General features: G+C 39.9%; 17 protein-coding genes. 5 read left to right on the top strand and 12 right to left on the bottom strand.

All coding sequences use genetic code 11. From position 1 onward, the window contains the following. Window position 1: 1 nt before the first annotated feature. From lpdA to aceE, 3 genes are all read right to left on the bottom strand, one after another. Window positions 2-1,426: a dihydrolipoyl dehydrogenase gene (gene lpdA, locus DPV97_RS02820; protein ID WP_005698251.1), complete on the bottom strand. Its 1,425-nt coding sequence runs from the start codon at window positions 1,424-1,426 to the stop codon at window positions 2-4. A 91-nt stretch (window positions 1,427-1,517) separates the two neighbouring features. Further along, on the bottom strand, window positions 1,518-3,410 hold the full coding sequence (gene aceF / locus DPV97_RS02815; RefSeq protein ID WP_070713598.1) for a pyruvate dehydrogenase complex dihydrolipoyllysine-residue acetyltransferase: 1,893 nt from the start codon (window positions 3,408-3,410) through the stop codon (window positions 1,518-1,520). Window positions 3,411-3,499: 89 nt separating this feature from the next. Then, window positions 3,500-6,166, bottom strand: a complete 2,667-nt coding sequence (gene aceE, locus DPV97_RS02810; protein ID WP_070713593.1) for a pyruvate dehydrogenase (acetyl-transferring), homodimeric type — start codon at window positions 6,164-6,166, stop codon at window positions 3,500-3,502. A gap of 307 nt (window positions 6,167-6,473) precedes the next feature. On the opposite strand from aceE, the gene mgsA reads away from it, so the two are divergent. Further along, window positions 6,474-6,932 (top strand): methylglyoxal synthase, encoded by a 459-nt coding sequence (gene mgsA, locus DPV97_RS02805; RefSeq protein ID WP_070713591.1) that lies wholly within the window; start codon window positions 6,474-6,476, stop codon window positions 6,930-6,932. A 55-nt stretch (window positions 6,933-6,987) separates the two neighbouring features. Here the strand turns inward: mgsA and DPV97_RS02800 are convergent, their stop codons facing one another. After that, window positions 6,988-8,484: a YdgA family protein gene (locus DPV97_RS02800; protein ID WP_070713588.1), complete on the bottom strand. Its 1,497-nt coding sequence runs from the start codon at window positions 8,482-8,484 to the stop codon at window positions 6,988-6,990. Window positions 8,485-8,754: 270 nt separating this feature from the next. On the opposite strand from DPV97_RS02800, the gene dnaK reads away from it, so the two are divergent. The 3 genes from dnaK (at window position 8,755) to dnaJ (ending at window position 12,398) form a co-directional block, all read left to right on the top strand. After that, window positions 8,755-10,653 (top strand): molecular chaperone DnaK, encoded by a 1,899-nt coding sequence (gene dnaK, locus DPV97_RS02795; protein ID WP_049381367.1) that lies wholly within the window; start codon window positions 8,755-8,757, stop codon window positions 10,651-10,653. Between the two features lie 141 nt (window positions 10,654-10,794). Continuing rightward, window positions 10,795-11,199 (top strand): GyrI-like domain-containing protein, encoded by a 405-nt coding sequence (locus DPV97_RS02790; protein WP_049381369.1) that lies wholly within the window; start codon window positions 10,795-10,797, stop codon window positions 11,197-11,199. A gap of 62 nt (window positions 11,200-11,261) precedes the next feature. After that, entirely contained in the window at window positions 11,262-12,398 is a 1,137-nt protein-coding gene (gene dnaJ, locus DPV97_RS02785) for a molecular chaperone DnaJ (protein WP_070713585.1), read from the top strand. Between the two features lie 74 nt (window positions 12,399-12,472). On the opposite strand, the gene modC is transcribed toward dnaJ, so the two are convergent. The 3 genes from modC to modA form a co-directional block, all read right to left on the bottom strand. Next, window positions 12,473-13,528 (bottom strand): molybdenum ABC transporter ATP-binding protein ModC, encoded by a 1,056-nt coding sequence (modC, locus tag DPV97_RS02780; RefSeq protein ID WP_049381371.1) that lies wholly within the window; start codon window positions 13,526-13,528, stop codon window positions 12,473-12,475. Beyond that, window positions 13,515-14,231, bottom strand: a complete 717-nt coding sequence (gene modB, locus DPV97_RS02775; protein ID WP_261670310.1) for a molybdate ABC transporter permease subunit — start codon at window positions 14,229-14,231, stop codon at window positions 13,515-13,517. Before modB ends, modC begins: the two co-directional genes overlap by 14 nt. A 93-nt stretch (window positions 14,232-14,324) precedes the next feature. Then, the gene (gene modA / locus DPV97_RS02770; RefSeq protein WP_049381375.1) at window positions 14,325-15,086 is read right to left on the bottom strand and encodes a molybdate ABC transporter substrate-binding protein; all 762 of its coding nucleotides are present in this window, start codon (window positions 15,084-15,086) and stop codon (window positions 14,325-14,327) included. Between the two features lie 137 nt (window positions 15,087-15,223). Here modA and modE point away from each other — a divergent pair, with 137 nt between their 5' ends. Then, window positions 15,224-15,991, top strand: a complete 768-nt coding sequence (modE, locus tag DPV97_RS02765; RefSeq protein WP_049381377.1) for a molybdenum-dependent transcriptional regulator ModE — start codon at window positions 15,224-15,226, stop codon at window positions 15,989-15,991. Window positions 15,992-16,041: 50 nt separating this feature from the next. Here modE and yfbR read toward each other — a convergent pair whose 3' ends face one another. The 5 genes from yfbR to recC all read right to left on the bottom strand — a co-directional run bounded on the left by yfbR (window position 16,042) and on the right by recC (window position 22,689). Beyond that, window positions 16,042-16,638 carry a 5'-deoxynucleotidase gene (gene yfbR, locus DPV97_RS02760; protein WP_049381379.1) on the bottom strand — a complete coding sequence of 199 codons (597 nt, stop codon included), beginning with the start codon at window positions 16,636-16,638 and terminating at the stop codon, window positions 16,042-16,044. A gap of 6 nt (window positions 16,639-16,644) precedes the next feature. Then, window positions 16,645-17,667 carry an outer membrane-stress sensor serine endopeptidase DegS gene (gene degS, locus DPV97_RS02755; protein WP_049381381.1) on the bottom strand — a complete coding sequence of 341 codons (1,023 nt, stop codon included), beginning with the start codon at window positions 17,665-17,667 and terminating at the stop codon, window positions 16,645-16,647. Between the two features lie 3 nt (window positions 17,668-17,670). Further along, a complete protein-coding gene (ribD, locus tag DPV97_RS02750; protein ID WP_070713581.1) occupies window positions 17,671-18,801 on the bottom strand; it encodes a bifunctional diaminohydroxyphosphoribosylaminopyrimidine deaminase/5-amino-6-(5-phosphoribosylamino)uracil reductase RibD in 1,131 nt (376 codons plus the stop codon). 1 nt (window position 18,802) lies between these two features. Next, window positions 18,803-19,252 carry a transcriptional regulator NrdR gene (nrdR, locus tag DPV97_RS02745; protein ID WP_005695670.1) on the bottom strand — a complete coding sequence of 150 codons (450 nt, stop codon included), beginning with the start codon at window positions 19,250-19,252 and terminating at the stop codon, window positions 18,803-18,805. A 77-nt stretch (window positions 19,253-19,329) separates the two neighbouring features. Continuing rightward, window positions 19,330-22,689 carry an exodeoxyribonuclease V subunit gamma gene (recC, locus tag DPV97_RS02740; protein ID WP_070713580.1) on the bottom strand — a complete coding sequence of 1,120 codons (3,360 nt, stop codon included), beginning with the start codon at window positions 22,687-22,689 and terminating at the stop codon, window positions 19,330-19,332. Window positions 22,690-22,706: the final 17 nt, after the last annotated feature.

Raw genomic sequence — 22,706 nt, 5'->3', positions numbered from 1 at the left:
ATTATTTTTTCTTCGCTTTTGCATTTGGAAGATCGGTAATTGAACCTTCAAATACTTCAGCCGCAAGACCAACAGATTCATGAAGTGTTGGGTGAGCATGGATAGTCAATGCAATATCTTCCGCATCACAACCCATTTCAATGGCCAGACCAATTTCACCTAATAATTCACCACCGTTAGCGCCTACGATAGCACCACCAAGTATACGGTGAGTATCTTTATCGAAGATCAATTTAGTCATACCTTCAGCACATTCTGAAGCAATCGCACGACCTGAAGCAGCCCATGGGAATTTAGCGACTTCGTAGTTTAAACCTTCTTGTTTACATTCTTTCTCAGTTTTACCTACCCAAGCTACCTCTGGTTCAGTGTACGCAATAGAAGGAATGACTTTTGGATCGAAGTAATGTTTTTGTCCTGCAATCACTTCTGCCGCAACGTGACCTTCGTGAACACCTTTGTGAGCTAACATTGGTTGACCAACGATATCACCGATTGCGAAGATATGAGGCACATTGGTACGCATTTGTTTATCAACATGAATGAAACCACGCTCATCCACTTCAACACCTGCTTTACCTGCATCAATCAATTTACCGTTTGGTGTACGACCGATTGCAACTAATACTGCATCATAACGTTTAGTGTCGTTGCATGCCTTACCTTCCATTGAAACATAGATACCATCATCTTTTGCTTCAACTGCAGTCACTTTAGTTTCAAGCATTAACTTGAATTTTTTCTCAACTTGTTTGGTATAAATACCCACCACATCTTTATCTGCCGCTGGAATTACTTGGTCAAACATTTCAACCACTTCAACTTCAGAACCTAATGCATCATATACGGTACCCATCTCTAAACCGATGATACCACCGCCCATGATTAAAAGTTTTTTCGGTACTTCTTTTAATTTAAGTGCATCCGTTGAATCCCAAACGCGTGGATCTTCATGTGGAATGAATGGTAATTGAATTGGGCGAGAACCTGCTGCGATAATTGCATTATCAAATTTAATAGTGGTTGGTTTACCATCACGATCACGTGCTACTAATGTATGTGGATCGGTAAACGCCGCTAAACCTTCAACAACGGTGACTTTACGTTGTTTAGCCATGCCTGCAAGGCCGCCTGTTAATTTAGCCACAACCGCTTCTTTACCTGCGCGCACTTCATCTAAATCAATGCGAGGCTCAGCGAAATACACACCATTTTTGCTTGCGTGTTTTGCTTCTTCAATTACTTTAGCAACGTGAAGTAATGCTTTAGAAGGGATACAACCTACGTTTAAACATACCCCACCTAATGTTGAATAACGTTCAACAAGTACTGTTTCTAAACCTAAGTCCGCACAACGGAATGCCGCTGAATAACCTGCAGGACCAGCACCAAGTACCACAACTTGGGTTTTAATTTCTTTACTCATTTTTACCTCGTAAAAACGTTCAAATTTTTGACCGCACTTGCGGTCCTTTCTGTAAGATGTGAGCCTAATCACTCACATCTTACCATGTTAATTACATCACTAAGCGACGTAAGTCAGCTAATACGCCATTGATATAGCTTAAGAAACGAGCACCATCAGCACCATCGATCACACGGTGGTCGAAAGATAATGATAATGGAAGCATTAAGCGTGGCTCAAATTCTTTACCATTCCAAACCGGTTGCATTTCTGATTTAGACACACCTAAGATTGCCACTTCAGGTGCATTTACGATTGGCGTAAAGTGAGTGGTACCAATACCACCTAAACTTGAAATGGTGAAACAACCACCTTGCATATCTGAACCTGAAAGTTTACCGTCACGTGCTTTTTTGGAGACTTCCATTAATTCACGAGAGAGTTCGATAATACCTTTTTTGTTCACATTTTTAAATACAGGTACAACAAGACCGTTTGGTGTATCTACCGCTACGCCAATGTTGATGTATTTTTTAAGTGTTAACTTTTGACCGTCTTCAGAAATAGAGCTATTGAAACGTGGGAACGCTTCTAATGCTTTCGCTACTGCTTTCATAATGAACACAACTGGTGTAATTTTCACATCCAATTTTTGTTTTTCAACAATCTTGTTCTGTTCTTTACGGAATGCTTCTAAATCAGTGATATCTGTGCGATCGAAGTGAGTAACATGTGGAATCATTACCCAGTTACGATGTAAGTTTGCACCAGAGATTTTGTTGATACGGCTTAATTCAACTTCTTCCACTTCACCAAATTTGCTGAAGTCAACTTTCGGCCATGGTAATAAACCTAAGCCCGCACCGTTTGCCACAGCATTACCCGCTGCTGCAGAAGATACAGTGCCTGTTTCAAACGCTTTAACAGCGGTTTTCACGTAAGCTTGGATATCTTCTTTTACTACGCGACCTTTACGACCCGTACCTTTTACGCGATCAAGGTTAATACCGTATTCACGCGCTAAACGACGAATCACTGGAGTTGCATGTGCATAGCCTGCGCTTGCGACAACTTGTTCTTGGCTTAAGCCAGATACATTACCTGATTGTGCTACTGGCGCTGCTGCAGGTGCTGCTTGAGGAGCAGGAGCTGCTGCCGCTGGAGCCGCTGCTGGAGCAGGTGCTGCACCCGCCACTTCAAATTTCATAATTAATGAACCAGTTGAAACTTTATCACCTGATTTCACTAAAATTTCTTTTACCACACCCGCAAACGGAGCTGGCACTTCCATTGAGGCTTTATCGCCTTCAACGGTGATTAAAGATTGCTCTTCAGAAACGCTGTCGCCAACTGCAACCATGATTTCAGTTACGTTAACTTCATCACCACCAATATCAGGTACGTTCACTTCTTTAATGGCTGAAGCTGTTGGTGCAGGTGCTGCAGCCTGTTGAACTGGCGCTGCGGCTGGTGCGGCACCTGCCACTTCAAATTTCATGATTAATTTGCCTGTAACAACTTTATCGCCCACGTTGATTAAAATTTCTTTAACTACGCCAGCAACTGGAGCAGGCACTTCCATTGACGCTTTATCACCTTCAACATTGATGATTGATTGGTCAACTTCAACGCTATCGCCTACTTTCACCATAATATCAGTCACGTTTACTTCGTCTGAACCGATATCTGGCACATTGACTTCAACTACACTTGCAGCTGCTGGTGCGGCTGCCGGTGCAGGTGCTGCTGCGGCTGGAGCAGGCGCTGCCGCATCCGCTGACTCTAATACAAGCATTGGTGTGCCAGTTGTGACTTTATCACCCACTTTTACTAATACTTCTTTTACCACACCGGCTTCTGGTGCAGGGACTTCCATTGAAGCTTTATCACCTTCAACATTGATAATACTTTGATCAGCGGTAATGGTATCACCTACTTTCACCATCACTTCTGTTACGGTAACTTCATCACTACCGATATCAGGAATTTGAATTTGTTTTGACATGTTATCTTACCTTTAAAAAACGCAGTTAAAATCAACCGCACTTTATTTGTAGATGCTTCTGTGCGTTTTAGCGCACAGGATATTGTTTATTAAGCGTAAAGCGGATTTAAAATTTCAGTTTTTAAACCAAATTTCGCGATTGCATCAGCTACCACTTTCGCATCAAATTTGCCTTGTTTAGCAAGCTCATGTAATGCTGCAACCACAACATAACGCGCATCCACTTCAAAGTGTTCACGTAAGTTTTCACGGCTGTCTGAACGACCAAAACCATCAGTACCTAATACGTGATAGCTTTGTGCAGGAATGAATGCACGAACTTGTTCTGCGAACAATTTCATATAGTCAGTAGCTGCAACAGCTGGCGCATCGTTCATTACTTGTGCAATGTAAGGTACGCGTGGTGTCTCAGTTGGATGTAACATATTCCAACGTACAGCATCCGCACCTTCACGAGCCACTTCAGTGAATGAAGGCACACTATATACATCTGAGCTTACGCCATATTCATTTGCAAGGATTTGTGCCGCTTCACGAACGTGACGGAAGATCGCACCAGAACCTAATAATTGAACATGGCCTTTGTTGCCTTTCGCTTCAACGGTTTCAAATTTATAAAGACCTTTACGAATACCTTCTTCTGCGCCTTTTGGCATTGCTGGTTGTTCGTAAGTTTCGTTTAATGTTGTGATGTAGTAGAACACATCTTCTTGTTTTTCACCGTACATACGGTTGATACCGTCTTGTAGGATAACTGCCACTTCATAAACGTAAGCTGGGTCATAAGACACACAGTTAGGAATAACAAGAGATTGAATATGGCTGTGACCATCTTCGTGTTGTAAACCTTCACCATTTAATGTTGTACGGCCAGAAGTACCACCGATCATGAAACCACGTGCTAATTGGTCACCCGCTGCCCACATTAAGTCACCCACACGTTGGAAACCAAACATTGAGTAGTAGATGAAGAATGGAATCATCGGAAGATTATTTACAGAGTATGAGTTCGCTGCCGCTAACCAAGATGATGCTGCACCTAATTCATTGATACCTTCTTGTAATACTTGACCATCTTTTGCTTCACGGTAGTAAGCCACTAAATCACGGTCAGAAGGCACATAGTTTTGGCCATGTGGGTTGTAAATACCGATTTGACGGAATAAACCTTCCATACCGAAAGTACGCGCTTCGTCAGCGATAATTGGTACAATTTGTTTACCAATATTTTTATCTTTCAATAATGTATTTAAGAAACGCACAAATGCCATTGTAGTTGAAATTGGACGCGCTTGTTCTTCCAATAATGGTGCAAATTCTTCCAATGATGGCACTTTAAATTCAGTGGTGAATTTCGGTAAACGTTTTGGTAAGTAACCGTTTAACGCTTTACGTCTGCCGTGAAGATAATTGTACTCTTCCGAACCTTCAGGGAAGGTGATGTATGGATAGTTAGGAATATCTTCATCTTTAATATCTAATTGGAAATGATCGCGGAAAGATTTTAAGCTTTCGAGAGACATTTTTTTCGATTGATGCGCAGTGTTTTTACTTTCTGCTTCAGGAATTTTATAACCTTTAACCATGTGCGCTAAGATCACAACAGGTTTACCTGCAGTTTGCGCTTTATGGAATGCAGCATAAAGTTTTTCTGAATCGTGACCACCGCGTCTTAATGCCCAGATTTCATCATCTGTCATATCAGCGACTAAAGCCGCAGTTTCTGGATAACGGCCGAAGAAGTGCTCGCGAACATAAGCGCCATCTTTAGACTTAAAGGTTAAATAATCACCATCAAGCACTTCCATCATCAATTGAGTCAATTTACCTGAGGTATCCTTGGCGAATAATTTATCCCAGTTAGAACCCCACATGACTTTGATCACTTCCCAACCCGCACCAGCAAATAAACCTTCTAATTCTTGAACAATTTTACCATTACCCGTTACTGGACCATCTAAACGTTGCAAGTTACAGCTTACTACGAAGATTAAGTTATCTAAGCCTTCACGTGCTGCGAATGTTAAATCACCTTTCGCTTCGATTTCATCCATCTCACCGTCACCAAGGAAAGCATAAACTTTTTGATCTTTAGTGTCTTTTAAACCACGATTATCTAAATATTTTAAGAAACGAGCAGAACGGATAGCATTCACTGGACCTAGCCCCATAGATACCGTAGAGAATTGCCAGAATTCAGGCATTAATTTTGGGTGTGGGTAAGAAGAAAGGCCTTTACCTGGTTCACATTCCTGACGGAAATTATTCATTTGATCTTCAGTAATACGACCTTCAACAAATGCGCGCGCATACATACCTGGTGCAGCATGGCCTTGGAAGAAGACTAAGTCACCGCCGTTTTTATCTGTAGCAGCTTTGAAGAAGTGGTTAAAACAAACTTCATACATGCTTGCGGCAGATTGATAAGTTGAAATGTGACCACCTAATTCAAGATCTTTTTTCTGACCACGTAATACCGCCATGATCGCATTCCAACGTACAGCACTACGAATACGACGCTCAATAACTTTATCACCTGGGTATGCTGGCTGTTCAGAAACTGGAATGGTATTAACATAAGGGGTTGTTACACCACCTTTTGCAATGTTCACACCACCATTACGTGCCTGATCGATCACCTGATTGATAATGTAATGCGCTCGCTCTGCGCCTTCTGCACGAATTAATGAATCAACAGCTGACAACCAATCTTGTGTTTCAATTGGATCAATATCGTTTACTAAGGTATCTGACATAGTCTTTCCTTATTTTACTGAGTGAAAATAAAGTTTGGTCATGACCAAACACGAAAATAAAGCTTGTTAATCAATGTTACAAACATTTAACAAATCTTGTAAATTTTAGAAGATTTTTTGCAAGAAAGATAGTAGATTTTCACTGTTCTCATGCATTTCTTCTTGTTATTGCCATACTCGTTACTAAAAGTGCGGTCATTTTAGAAGGATTTTCTGGTTTGAGTTAAAACATGCTTTACATATTGCATTCAATACCCGCTTTGATCTAAAGTGTTTGCATGCTTTTGAGCTTTTTAGAGGACAAAATATGAATACTACAACTCGCCCAATCTTTTCTCATAAACGAATAGCGCTCGTTGCACATGATAGCTGCAAACAAAACCTGCTCAATTGGGTAAAGAAACACAAAGAAGCACTCGCTCCGCATCAACTTTATGCGACAGGTACTACAGGCCATCTATTGGAAAGAGAAATCGGACTCAAAATAGCCTCGCTATTAAGTGGTCCAATGGGAGGCGATCAACAACTTGGTGGACTGATTGCCGAGAAAAAAATTGATATGATGATTTTCTTTTGGGATCCGATGAATGCTGCCCCACATGATCCTGATGTAAAAGCGCTCATGCGTATTGCAACCGTCTGGAATATTCCAGTAGCGATTAATCAAAGCACAGCCGATTTCCTTTTAACATCAAGTTTATTTGATCAAGAAATCAATATTGATATCCCCGATTATGAAGGATATTTAAAAGCACGTTTAAATTAACCAAATAAAAAGGAGATAAATCACTTTATCTCCTTTCTGTTTATTTACTCGTTAATTATTTACCCTGCATTGTAGCGCTCATGATTAACATAAATAGCACACCTTGCACCTGCTCTTCTGGAATCACTTGACCATTAAGTTTTAATTCACCTTTTTCAAGTACTAAGGCTAGCGTCACATTTTTATCGTTATTCACCACAATATTTTGTGCCGCGGCTTGTTTGGCTTGATCTTCAATTTTCTCTTTAATCAAAGCTTTATCTTCTTCTGGAGCAAATTGTGTTATGATTTTTTCTGCTGTCGCTTTATCTACATGAATATGCACAGCAAAATCCGTAAATTGTTTATATAAACTCCCTTTCATTAAATCAAATTTCGGATCTTTCTCTAATGCTACATTTAAATCTAATGACACTTTACCTTGATTATCTGAAATTGACACTGGGTTAAGTTTAATTTGAGGCTGATTATTAAAAATAGCCATACCATGATTTTCAACCCATGAACTTAAAATTTCAGATACCACTTCATCCTTCACATTTTTATCATCACTTACTGACTTAAAGACGGTGAAAAGGGCTTCAATCAAAGCATTTGCTGCGTTCGCTTCAATATGGTTTAATTCACCATTATAAGTTAATTTTCCAAAATCCTTCCCATCAACAGCTATCGAGTCTACCGTATTTTCACTTTTGGCACTCACGAAATCACCATCGAGCGAAATATCAGATTTTGCTTTAAAACCCTTTTCGACTACAGTGCTCTCTTTTCCCGCATGATCGAGCGTAGCCATTTCAAAACTGTCAATTAAAGAAGTGCTTTTTCCCGTATAAATGTAAGCCCACTTAGTTGGATTATATGAACCTTCGACTTTCATGCCTTTCATTTTCATTGTGATTGATTTAGGCATATCTTCGCCATCTTGCTCCCCCATAACTTCTGGCAAGACGGTAGCACTCACTTCATTTAAGTTCATATCATATTTGCCAGCGAGATCTTTATTAACATCAAAGCCCATATTGATATTTGACCAAGTAACTTTCGTTCCTGGTGACTCTGGATCTGTTAGCTCTCCACCCGCTAATTCAACTTTACCCTTTGTCGATAAGTTATAGCCAGTAGTTGCTTGATATTGAACAGGTTTATCCGATTTAAGCAAATCAAATAAAGCTTGGGTTGTTTCATTTTTACCAATCACACCTTGTGCTGAAAACATTGTTGGTAAAAAGTTGAATTTTTCTAGCTGATTAAGAGGAAATGGACCATGATAAAGCTTAGTTGAAAATGGAATAGTAAATACCTTCCCCTCTTTGGGTAAAGATATAACCACTTCATCTTCCACTTGAGAAGTAAAGAAACCGCGCTCAAACTGTTTATTTTGATAAACAACCTTAAATGAATCAGATGAGCCTAAAGCCAGAGCTTGTTTATTTGCTAATTCAATTTGGCGTAAATATTCAGTTTGTGCTTTTTCGCCTGTAAACCAAGCCCCACCGACACCTACCGCACCGAGAGCCACAATCACACCTAATGCTACGGTTGATTTTTTCATTTCGATTCCTTTGTTAAATTAATAGATGATTAAAATTGTCGGCAATTTACCACAAAACACAAATTTTTTCTTATTTTTCAAAAATAATTTTATATCCCCCCCTTGAACTTCTCATCTCTGGACTTACTTTGTAAAACAAGAACGGAAATAACCGCACTTTAAAAGGAAGAAAAAATTTTAAATCTCGCCTCTTGAAATGCGAAAAAGCATCCACATCTTATTCATCGTAACAATTTACAACGAATTTAAAATTTAATTAGGAGTAACAAAATGGGAAAAATTATTGGTATTGACTTAGGTACAACAAACTCTTGTGTCGCGGTAATGGATGGTGATAAACCACGCGTAATTGAAAACGCAGAAGGCGATCGTACTACCCCGTCAATTATCGCTTATACAAATGATAACGAAATTTTAGTGGGTCAACCGGCAAAACGCCAAGCAGTGACCAACCCGAAAAATACACTATTTGCAATCAAACGTTTAATCGGTCGTCGTTTTGAAGATGCTGAAGTAAAACGTGATATCGACATTATGCCATTTGAGATCACCAAAGCAGACAACGGTGATGCATGGGTAAATGTAAAAGGTGACAAACTTGCGCCTCCACAAATCTCTGCAGAAGTATTGAAAAAAATGAAGAAAACTGCGGAAGATTTCTTAGGTGAGCCAGTGACTGAAGCAGTAATTACAGTTCCTGCATACTTTAACGATGCTCAACGTCAAGCAACAAAAGATGCAGGTCGTATCGCAGGCTTAGAAGTTAAACGTATTATCAACGAACCAACAGCAGCAGCATTAGCTTACGGTTTAGATAAAGGTCAAGGCAACAAAACTATCGCTGTTTATGACTTAGGTGGTGGTACATTCGACTTATCTATCATCGAAATTGATGAAGTAGGTGGCGAAAAAACCTTCGAAGTATTAGCAACCAACGGTGATACTCACTTAGGTGGTGAAGACTTCGATAACCGTGTAATCAACTACTTAGTAGATGAGTTCAAAAAAGAACAAGGCGTTGATTTACGTAACGATCCACTTGCAATGCAACGTTTAAAAGAAGCAGGTGAAAAAGCGAAAATTGAACTTTCTTCTGCACAACAAACTGATGTGAACTTACCTTACATCACTGCAGATGCTACAGGTCCTAAACACTTAAACATTAAATTAACTCGTGCTAAATTAGAATCTTTAGTAGAAGATTTAGTGGCTAAATCACTTGAACCTGTAAAAGTTGCATTAAACGATGCTGGCTTAAGTGCATCACAAATTGATGATGTTATCCTAGTGGGCGGTCAAACCCGTATGCCATTAGTACAACAAAAAGTAGAAGAATTCTTCGGTAAAGCACCTCGTAAAGATGTGAACCCAGATGAAGCCGTTGCTATCGGTGCAGCAGTTCAAGGTGGTGTATTAGCAGGTGATGTAACTGATGTATTATTGTTAGACGTAACACCGTTATCTTTAGGTATCGAAACCATGGGTGGTGTAATGACTACCTTAATTGAGAAAAACACGACGATTCCAACTAAGAAATCACAAGTGTTCTCAACAGCAGAAGATAACCAAAGTGCAGTAACCATTCACGTGTTACAAGGTGAACGTAAACAAGCGTCAGCAAATAAATCTTTAGGTCAATTCAACCTTGAAGGCATCAACCCTGCTCCACGCGGTATGCCACAAATTGAAGTAACCTTCGACATCGACGCTGACGGTATCATCCACGTTTCTGCGAAAGATAAAGGTACAGGTAAAGAACAACAAATCACCATCAAAGCCTCTTCAGGTTTAAGTGATGAAGAAATTCAAAAAATGGTTCGTGATGCAGAAGCAAATGCTGAAGCAGACCGTAAATTTGAAGAATTAGTACAAGCTCGTAACCAAGCTGATCATCTTGTACACGGTACACGTAAACAATTAGAAGAAGCGGGTGATAAAGTTCCAGCTGAAGATCGTGCCGCAATTGAAAGCGCATTAAGCGATTTAGAAACTGCAGCGAAAGGCGAAGATAAAACAGCAATCGAAGCTAAACTTCAAGCGCTTGCAGAGGTCGCTCAAAAACTTGCTCAAGCGGCTCAGCCACAAGGTGATGCACAACAAGCTCAAAGTAGCAATCCAAATGATGATGTTGTTGATGCTGAGTTTGAAGAAGTGAAAGATAATAAATAATTCACCGCTCTTCTTACTATAAACAAAGGGCGTGGAAACACGCCCTTTTGGTGTATCTAACAAGTCCCCTCTTTAGAAAAGAGGGGAGTATGTTACAAGCGGTCAAATTTACCCAGAATTTTTTAAATTTAAGGAATGGTTATGCCACTTACACTTTATCCACTTACTAAAATTCGTACGCATAACACAAAGGAAAATCCCGCAGAAAAGATTGGACAGCTTTGGCAGAATAATTTTGCAAAATTGCCTCAAAATGAGCCTTATTATGGTGTTTATCTAAATTACGAATCGGATTTTACGGGCTATTATGATGTTGCTGTTGCTCAAGAAAGTAAACCTGAAGGCAGTTTTTCAACCATTGAAATTGAAGATCTGACTTGGTATGAAATCTTCCCTACGACTTATGAATCAGTAGTTCAAACGTGGCAACATATTTGGAATAAAGAAAAGCAAGGCTTATTAAAACGTGCTTATAAAGTGGATTTTGAAAAATATTATCCAAATGGGAAAGTGGATATTTACATTTCAATTTGCCCACATTGCTAAAAATAGCGAATGTAAGCGGTCAGAAATGACAAAATATTTGCAAATAAAAATACGGAAACATTATGGCAAAGAAAGATTATTACGACGTTCTTGGTGTTGAACGTGGCGCTGATGAAAAAGCAATTAAACGTGCTTACAAAAAACTCGCCATGCAATATCACCCTGATAGAACCAAAGGTGATAAAGCCAAAGAAGAAAAATTTAAAGAAATTCAAGAAGCCTATGAAATTTTAGGCGATAAAGAAAAGCGTGCTGCTTACGATCAATATGGTCACGCAGCCTTTGAACAAGGCGGCATGGGAGGCGGCGGTTTCGGTGGTGGATTCAGCGGTGCTGATTTTGGTGATATTTTTGGTGATATGTTCGGCGATATCTTTGGCGGTGGCGGACGTGGTCGTCAGCGTGTAGTTCGAGGTGAAGATTTGCGATATGACATCCAAATTACGTTAGAAGAAGCCGTAAAAGGTACAACCAAAGATATCCAAATCAATACGCTTGCGCACTGTGATAGCTGCGATGGCACTGGCGCAGAAAAAGGCTCAAAAGTTGAAACATGTCCAAGCTGTCATGGTTCTGGTCGTGTTCGTCGTCAACAAGGTTTCTTCGTAACCGAAGCCGTTTGTCCTACTTGTCATGGTTCTGGTAAGAAAATTGAAAAACCATGTAAAAGCTGCCATGGCGAAGGTCGTGTTCACAAGAAGAAAAACCTTTCTGTTAAAATCCCAGCAGGTGTGGATACCGGCAACCAATTACGTTTAAGTGGTGAAGGTGCGGCTGGCGAAAATGGTGCACCAGCAGGCGATTTATATGTGGTGATTCACGTTAAAGAACATCATATTTTTGAACGTGATGGCAATAATCTCTACTGCGAAGTGCCAATCAGTTTCTCAATGGCAGCGTTAGGGGGTGAAATTGAAGTCCCAACCTTAGATGGTAAAGTGAAACTCAAAATCCCTGCGGAAACCCAAACAGGCAAACTCTTCCGTATGCGTGGTAAAGGAGTAAGCTCTACACGTACTGGCTACGCAGGCGATCTCATTTGTCGCGTGGTGATTGAAACGCCGGTGAACTTAAATAAAGAACAAAAAGAATTATTAGAGAAACTAGAAGAAAGTTTGAAAGGGCAAAAATCGCATAGTCCGAAATCTTCAAGCTTTTTAGACGGTGTGAAGAAATTCTTTGATAACTTAGGTAAGTAATCCTAAACAGAAAGTGCGGTCAATTTTAAAACTATTTTGAAATTGACCGCACTTTTATTTTATAAGCAATGATTTTACACGACAGAAATGGCTTTTATTTGTACATAAACATCCATGCCTTGAGCAAAATGCAATTCATTAAACGCCCATTTACTGATACTTGCCCAAACTTTATGCCCCTCCACCAACACCGCAATATCAATGCGATTCTCTTGCGGAACGATTTGTACAATTTGCCCTCGTAAGATATTACGAATGCTCGTTTGCTCTGGCTTACTGAGAGTGAGTGACACATCGGAACTATAAATACAGACACGTACTTTTTCATTCGCTTGATGATGTACTTCATTAATCCAAAGCTGTTGTTCGCCCAAAGAAAGTGCGGTCATTTTATAGGTTGGATTATGTAAATATACTGGCAACGCCAACACACTACTCTGCTCCGATTCGTCTTTCCAAGGGGCAAATAACGGACTGTTCCACACATTTTCTAAGGTGTCATAGGCTTTTACTTTGCCGTTTTCCATCAGCACAACGCGATCGGCCAAACGTAATAATTCGTCCAAACTATGCGTCACATATAAAATCGGCACATTAATTTCTTTGGATAGACTTTCCAGATATTGCATAAGCTCACGTTTGCGAGGCACATCTAAAGCAGAAAGCGGTTCATCCATCAATAAAATATCAGGATCTGTTAATAAGGCTCGCCCAATCGCCACACGTTGTTTTTCACCACCCGATAAAGTAAGCAGATAGCGTTTGAGCAATGGTTCAATACCAAGTAGCTGAACGATATAGTCAAAGTCTTCACTGCTGACATTCTTCATGCCATAACGTAAATTGCCTTTGACATTGTAATGCGGAAATAAACGGGCATCTTGGAATACGTAACCAATTTTGCGCTGATGTACAGGGAGATTCTCACCGTTCTCCACATCCACCAAAGTGCGGTCATTTAAACGAATAAATCCTTGATCAGGATGAGTTAAACCACTCACCAAATTAATCAATGAGGTTTTACCCGAACCTGACAAGCCAAAAATCGCCGTCACACCTTGAGTTGGCAGTTGCAGATCCGCACGTAAGGTCAAGCGACCTAATTGTTGTTGTACATTAATGTGTAGCATCGCCCTGCCCCAATTTTTTCTGCATCCGTTTACTTAAGGCTTCGGAAAGCAATAAAGAAATTAATGAAAGGATCACCGCAAACAAGCAAAGTCGTGCAGTTTGTGCTTCTGCGCCAGGTGTTTGGATAAATGAATACATCGCTAAAGGAATGGTTTGAGTTTCCCCCGCAATATTAGATACGAAGGTAATAGTTGCGCCAAATTCCCCTAAAGAGCGAGCAAAACCTAATACTAAACCCGCCAATACACCTGGGAGAGAAAGAGGTAGCGTGATTGTAAAAAAGACTCGCCAAGGCGAAGCGCCAAGTGTTTGTGCAGCTTGCTCTAATTTAAAATCAATGCTTTCCAAGGAAAGACGTATCGCCCGCACGACCAATGGAAATGCCACCACCGCTGAAGCTAATACTGCCCCCTTCCAGCTAAAGCTGAAGGATAAGCCAAACCATTGATATAAATACTTACCAATAAAGCCATTACGTCCCATGGCGACTAATAATAAATAACCGATTACCACCGGCGGCAATACCAAAGGGAGATGAATAATCCCTGTAACCAGCGACTTACCGTAAAATTCCTTACGAGCTAGTAACCAAGCAATAAAAATTGCAAAGGGCAAACTCCAAAGCATAGAACTCAATGCGACACTCATGCTTAAGTGAATCGCATCCCATTCCATCGGGCTTAATTGAAACCAAGAGAGCAAAATATTTCCTTGTGTATATGTCGATATGTCGAAATTTCTTTAGAGATAACAAAAAGGACAGTTGCCTGTCCTTTCTTTATAAAGTCTAGCTCATTATTTCACAGAGAAACCATATTCAACAAATATTTTTTTCGCTGCGCTCGATTCTAAGTAATTAAGGAAATCACGGGTATCCGCATTGTCATGATCTTTTAAAATCGCAACGGGATATTCAACCGGTTTATAACTGTCTTTCGGGAACACACCTACTGCTTTCACGTCTTTACTCACTTTCGCATCGGTGCTATACACAATACCATAAGGGGCTTCAGCACGTTCAACTAAGGCTAATGCACCACGCACATCTTTCGCACGCGCTAATTTATCTTTAACTTGATCCCATAAATTTAATTTGGTTAATGATTCTTCTGCATATTGTCCTGCTGGAACGTGCGCAGGATCACCTACAGATAAATAGCTATCTTTTAAGCCGTTAATCCATTCACCTTTGGCAATATCCACTGAATTAGCGGCACTTTTAGCTGGTGCAATTAATACTAATTCATTGCCTGCTAATACTTTTTCAATCTCTTTAACAGTAAGATTCTTATCAGATAAATATTTCATCCATTTGTTGCTTGCTGAAATAAATAAGTCTGCAGGTGCACCTTCTTCAACTTGTTTTGCAAGGGTGGAAGAAGAAGCAAAAGAGAAAACGACAGTATTATTTGGCTTTTCAGTTTGGTATTGATCCGCAATTTGTTGTAACGCATCAGTCATTGAAGCGGCAGCAAACACAGTCACTTTTGCTGATGCAGCAAAAGATACGCCCATGCCTGCAATTAAAAGTGCGGTTGCAAATTTAGTTAATTTCATTATTTATCTCCTATATAAATGAAACTATATATAAAAAAATATACTACGCATAAATTATAACTTGAATTTTTAAATAAGCATACAGAAAAACTTAAAGATCAAGTAAAATAAACAGAATTGTGTATTAGGAGGAGATGATGAAACAAACTGAAATTTTACTGACGATTAAACTTCATCAAGAATTATTTATTGATCCAAAACGTGTTCGCCTCTTAAAAGAAATTAAAGAATGTGGCTCAATCAACCAAGCAGCTAAAAATGCTAAAGTGAGCTATAAAAGTGCTTGGGATCACCTTGAGGCGATGAATAAAATCAGCCCCAAACCGCTTTTAGAACGTAATATAGGTGGGAAAAATGGGGGCGGTACCTCATTAACCACTTATGCCGAGCGTTTACTGCAGCTTTATGATTTGCTCGAACAAACACAAGAGCACGCGTTTCATATTCTGCAAGATGAGACGATCCCACTAAACAGTCTCCTTTCAGCAACGGCAAAATTCTCCTTACAAAGTAGCGCGCGCAATCAATTTTTCGGTAAGGTGGCAAGCCAACATATCGTGGACTCTCGCTGTATTGTTGCAGTAAACATTCAGGATTTAGCTCATCCATTACATGTTTCGATCACAATGCGCAGCGCTGAGCGTCTCAGACTCATTACTGAAAAAGAAGTGATGGTAATGTTTAAAGCCCCTTGGGTGAAAATTAGTGCCACCCCATTAGAAGAAAAAAATAACCTTTTCCAAGCAACAATTCTTTCAATGCAGAATGAAGAAGCGATTCTACAAATAAAAGATAGCTCAATTGAATTTTGTGCCAGCATTCATAGCAAAGATGGTTGGAAAGTGGGACAAGATGTGTGGTTACACGTGGATCCAGAACAGATCATTCTAGCGACATTGAAATAATCCTCAAACAAAAAGTGCGATCAAAATTGATCGCACTTTATTATTTGCGCTTATAACGCAATCTCATCAATCGAGCGTCCAAAACTTGGTAAAAAGACTTGTAAAAAATAATCCATTTCTTGGCTGTGCCATTGTTCCATTAAATTTTCTAAGCGTTTTTTCGCAGTTTTAAATTCATGGTTACCATGCTCTAATTCAAATTGAGCCTTGATATAAGCACAAATCAAATCTGCTTGTTTTACTAAATGCTTTTCTTCTGGGCTAAATTGCTCACTATCTAAATATGGTGCAAAACTCTCTTGCAATTCAACCGGGAGCAAACTAATTAAATGCAATTCTGCAGCTGCTTCAATATCTTTATAAGCATGGGTGATTTCAGAGTTGAAATACTTAATTGGAGTCGGTAAATCACCGGTGAAAATTTCAGAGGTATCATGATACATCGCCATCACCGCAATACGCTCAGGATTCACTTTCCCACCAAAAAATTGATTTTTAATAATGGCTAAGGCTTGTGCCACAAAGGCAACTTGCAGGCTATGCTCCGCCAAGTTTTCCTTTTCAATATTGCGCATCAATGACCAACGCTGAATTAAGCGAAGACGATCTAAACAAGCAAAAAAGTGACTAGTTTTAACTTCCACAATATATCCTTAATTAGACGGAAATTCTTCAATAATCACGGGAAGATCAATCATTTTACCTAAACGTGAAATTGTGACGATGACTTCTGTATTCGGTTTAGTATCACTGATAATTTGCATCATTTCACGAATAGACAGATTATCTTGTTTATTTAAACGCAAAATCACATCCCCCACTTGGATACCCGCTTTCGCTGCAGGGCTATTGGCGGTCACACCTGTAATTACAATACCACCGTTTGAGTTAGCGGTGATTTCACTTTGTACCCCAAAATAACCACGAATCACGCGTCCATCGCGAATAATTTTATACAACACATCATTTGCAATACTGATTGGAATCGCAAAATTTAACCCTTCTGCAATTTCATTAGCTGTTTTACCAATACTTAACGTGCTAATCCCCACTAATTCACCAGCTGAGTTAATCAACGCGCCACCAGAGTTACCGCGGTTAATCGATGCATCCGTTTGAATAAAGTTTTGACGACCTAAAGAATCCCCTACGGCACTACGCCCTACCGCACTGATAATCCCTTGGGAAACACTTTGACCGAGGTTATACGGATTACCAATAGCAAGAGCAATATCGCCAACTCGTACTTGGCGTTCTTTATTTTGTGGAATCGTAGAAAGATTGGTTGCTTTGATTTTTAATACCGCAAGATCCGTCAAATTATCCGAACCAATTAAATTCGCTTCATAAATATTACCGTTTTGCAGTGCCACCACAATTTGATCAGCATTTTGGATAACATGTTTATTGGTAAGAATATAACCGTCTTTGGTCATAATCACGCCAGAACCTAAGTTATTTACCTGTAATTGATCGCTATCATTAATGCTGGCAGAAGAAAAAGATCGGTTGTACACGTTCACCACCGCAGGCGAAGCAATTCTCACCGCACTATTGAACGAAACGATATCATCAGCAGAGAAAAGGCTGCTGTTATTGAGCTTAGGAACGGCAAATAAAATAACACCTGCCGCAGCAAGCCCCCAAAGGGCGGAATGGAAAAGTTTTTTAAACATTTTTTATTCTTTTATTAATAAGTTAGGTAAATAACTGAGCTTTAAATCATCCCCAATTCTTTCACATTCTTGCAATTGCCACAATGAGGCATCCGCAAGTTTTTCCAAATGCGGGAGTTGGCATAATCCTCGAGCTTTATCCCCCAAGAGTTTCGGGGCGACATAAATGATTAATTCATCTACAGCATGTTGTTCAATCAGGCTTCCCGCTAAATTGGCGCCGGCTTCAACCCAAACAGAATTCACTTGTCGCTTACCTAATTCTGTCATCAATAGATCAAAATCATAGTTTTCTGGCAGTAACATTTGCTCACAGAAATCAGGGAATAGAGACATATCCCGTGGAATTAAACCCACAAGCCAAACTGGCGAATGGGTATGGAATAATTGATGGTTTGGTTGAACTCGATTTTTAGAATCTAAGATTATGCGAATAGGCTGACGCACAGTATCTTCAGCATATTTCGTTTTTAGATCATCGGGGAATTGATTCCAACGCACGTTCAAGCTTGGATCATCGGCTAACACGGTAGCACTTGTAGATAAAAGTGCGGTCGCTTTGGCTCGCATTTTTTGTACATCTGCACGAGCTGCTGCACCAGTGATCCACTTACTTTCACCGCTCGCCATGGCTGTTCGGCCATCTAAACTCATGGCTAATTTTAGCTGCACATAAGGCTTGCCTGTTCTCATACGTTTGAGAAAACCTTTATTTAAAGCTTCTGCTTGTTCGTTCAATAAATTGACCGCACTTGGGATGCCTGCATCGGCTAACATTTTTAAGCCCTTGCCCGCCACTTGAGGATTAGGATCTGCCATGGCTGCGACAACTCGACTGATCCCCGCTTCAATTAAACCTAATGCACAAGGCGGTGTACGACCATAATGAGAACAAGGTTCAAGTGTCACATAAGCCGTTGCGCCTTTTGCTTTATCACCGGCATCTGCCAACGCTACTCGTTCTGCATGAGGCTGACCGGCTTTAAAATGAAACCCTTTCCCGACAATTTCACCGTTTTTAACCAACACACATCCTACGGATGGATTAGGCGTCGTGGTGTACTGCCCTTTTGCCGCAAGCTCAAGAGCCAGTTGCATAAATTTCATGTCATCAGGGGAAAAGGTGTCACTCATATTAATCCTTTAAGCTTTCAATTTCTTTGGTGAATTCATTGATATTATCAAAGCTCAAATAAACGGACGCAAAACGGATATACGCCACTTTATCTAATTCTTTCAGCTCATTCATGGCTAATTTACCTACGAGATGGCTTGGCACTTCGCGCTCACCCGTCGCGCGTAATTGGATAATAATATGGCTGATGGCTTTTTCCACATCATCCGAACTTACAGGGCGTTTTTCTAATGCATGTTGAATACCGCTACGCAATTTATCTTCATTAAACGGCTCGCGTGACCCGTCATTTTTAATAATTTTTGGCACCACTAATTCAGCCGTTTCAAAGGTGGTAAAGCGTTCATGACAATTCCCGCATTCCCGACGACGACGCACTTGATACCCATCAGAAACCAAACGGCTGTCAATCACCTTAGTTTCTTCAGTTGAACAAAACGGACAACGCATTTTAGATCCTTTTCAAAATTATTCTTAAGCCATTATCTTATCAAAAATCCAGGATCTTTTCGATCTGAAGATCCGCTTTAAGACAACATTTCTCCAAACCAGGATGTGGTTTGTTTCACCAACTGCAAGAGACCATCCTGCGATTTAAATTGTTCTGTTTGCCCCCACACCCTCGCCCAATAAGGATCAGCTTTTCCATAGCCATAAGGATCATATTTCGCAAGGGATTCGATATTCGTCAAAACATTGTCAAATTTGACCGCACTTTCATCTTTTTCAATAAACTTCGCTATATTTTCCGTTGGAATGAGCTGAATTTGTTGCTGGCTTCGTAAATAAGCCTCTACATACATTTTCAGTTTCTCAAGTGCGGTTGATTTTTCTATTGTTTTTAATGTTAAATCCTTATCTTTAGCGATAATACGTGGTGGCAGTGCGTTCTCTTTTGTCGCCAGTTGAATGAGATAATAAAGCCATGGGCGAATACGATAACGCTCTTTATATTTTGCAAATCGCCATTCGATTATCTGATTTTCATCACCAAATAATGGCTCCATATAGCCAAACAAGCGAATACAGCCTTGTGCCGTTTCCACCACAAAATCAACACTCTCACTGTGGGGTGAAGAATAATCCTTAATTTTCTCTTTAAAAGCCAATACATCAGCACGAATGGATTGCGCACAAACTTTCGCAAACTCACCGCGTGGCATGATGCCTTTCACTCGCTGTTTGGCGAAATAATCGTTAAATTGCGCTTCCTCTAAATGCAATAACTCATTACTAATGCGATAATGATCCAAACCATTTAACGTGAAGTTTTCACTTTCTTCAATGCGATCGTCTTCATCTCGGAAATACACGCCAAGCTGTTTTTCAAAAAAGAATTTCACTGGATTTTCAACAAAACTCACAAAACGATCGAGTTCAATTTCCGTTATTGGCTCTTGATTTTCGCCCATCGGCACAACAAATTCATGACATTTTCTTTCTTGGAATTGAGCAATCGGCAGCCATTTTTTTGCAAAAGAGCGGTTAATTTTCCCTTCATTTTGGAAATTACTTGGACTAAACGCCGTCATTGGATGTTGTTTAATTCTCAAGCCATTGTCTGAATAATGATTAATATAATCAATTAACTGGCTCACCAATACTGAAGGTTCTTTAGGTTGATTATCAATAATTGAAGAGCCCACATAACTCAGATAAAAATGAGATCTTGCAGCCAGTAAGGCTTCAAGGAATAAGTAACGATCATCATCTCGACGAACACGATCGCCTTTTTGATGATGATATTGCATTAAGTCAAAACTATTTGGCGTATGACTGCGTGGGTAATCCGCTTCATTCATTCCGAGCAAACACACCACTTTAAAAGGAATAGAGCGCATTGGTAAAAGTGTGCAGAAATTCACTTTCCCCGCTAAGAAACGAAGGCTGTTTGGTGTTTCTTCTAAACGTGCAGACATCACTTCCGCAATCACATCCGCTTGCAAAGTTTCTTCAAAATTGACGGTCTGCAAATCATCGGCAAAGGCATTGATACAATCTTGAATATAAAATAAGGTATCCGCAGTTTCTTCATTTTGCACAAAGAAATCTGTCAAAAGTGCGGTCAATTTTTCACGCCATTTTTCAATATTGTGTGCCTTTTGCAAATCTTGATGCCATTTATTTAGGGCTGTAAAAAATTGATTCACCGCACCGACTAACTGGCCTTTCAATCCATAGCTACTATCAAGTCCAAGACTGTCTTGCCAAACGCCTTGCTCTTCACGCATCGCATAGCCTAAAGTCATACGTTCAAGTCCAGCCTGCCACGCATTAAAATTCAGTGTATTCTGCAATTTTTCTAAACCAAAGCGAATGCCCGACTCTTTCACCCATTCGCGAATTTGTTCGAGATCTGCAAGAGCAATATTAAAACGTTCACGGATAGCCGGAATATCCAATAAAGCCAGTATCTCTTCGGCACCAAACTGACTTTCTCTTAAATTTAACAGGGAAAGATAGCTCGACACGATCACATCACTTTCAGACAATTTACTGTCTGAAATTGAGAACGGAATAACGGGTGTGTCCGCACTATTTGCACCAAAGACAGCCTGAATATAAGGCGTATATTGGTTAACATCGGCAACCATGACCACCACATCTTTTGGTGTAATCTGTTCTTCTTTTGGTTTATGCTGATTTTGATTGAATAAATCCAACAAATAATCATGCAGCACTTCAACTTCTCGCATCGCGCTATGACAAGATTTCACGACCAAAGAGCGGTCATTTTTCTCTGCATTTAATGAACCATGACTCAACGTCAAAATTTGATTTTGGATCTGCCCTAACAACGTTTTTTCGGGAAATTCTGCATAGTAATCACGGGAAATGGCTTGAATATTTTCCTCATCACGCACTAATTGATAGAGAAAATCCCGTCCCATTTTTCCCCAAGAGGCTAAAAGCGGATTCCCGCTGAACAATTCTTCTTGTTGATTGGTATAATCAAGATCGGTGGGTTCCCATGACACTTGCTCGGCTGAAATTAAAGGCTTCACATCATCACTTTCTTGCACGAAACGCTGTCTTTCTAATAAATAGGATTTACTCAGATCTCGCAAATCGCCCCAATATTCTTGACATGGATTATTGAAGAATAAATGCACGTCTGTTTTAGCTGAAATACCTTGGAAAATATTGAGATAAACCGTTGGCAATGCTGGAATACCAAAAATAAAAATACGTTCTGGTAAGTTGAGTGTCGCATTGGGATCACGACATAATGCTAAAAATTGTTGATTGAGTGCAGCACGATGTTTTGCTTTTCCACCGAAATCACGTTGGACATCATCCACCAAGGCTCGCCATAAAATTCCCTGCCAGTGAATATTGCCTTTAATTTGAGAAAGAAAGGTAGGATTTAATGCCGAAAGCCCCTGCTTTTGCTGATTAATTTGAGCCAAGATCTTTTCATCGTTATTTTCCTCCCATGCGGCAATCCATTCGGGGCGATAGACGAGATATTGGTCAAATAAATCAGCAACTTTTAGGCTTAATTGATAAAGTTTTTGCTGTTCTAACGCAGGTGAAGACGCTAAATATTTTTTTAATGGTTCAAATTCTTTTTGCTGTAAAAAAGTAGGGATTAATCGCATTAATCGCCATAACGTTGAATCTTTTTCAAAAGGGTTTTGCGTGGAAACATTCGGCAAATTATCAGCGTAAAGTTTCCAAATAAAACTGGAAGGCATGGGGAATTGAAAATTCGCTGCAACGCCGCGTTTTTTAGCAATTTCCATTTGCAACCATTGTGCCATACCTGGACTTTGCACCAACACAATGTCAGATTGAAACGGATCATGTTGCGGTAAATTTTCCAACAGCAAAACTAAAATATCCTTTTGAATTTCTGGTTGGTTTGAATAATAAGTAACGAACAAAGTAACGCCCTTTTGAA

The organism is Haemophilus parainfluenzae, from assembly GCF_003253005.1.
In the GTDB taxonomy this organism is placed as follows: domain Bacteria; phylum Pseudomonadota; class Gammaproteobacteria; order Enterobacterales; family Pasteurellaceae; genus Haemophilus_D; species Haemophilus_D parainfluenzae_M.
This window is presented reverse-complemented; position numbering and strand designations above follow the sequence as displayed.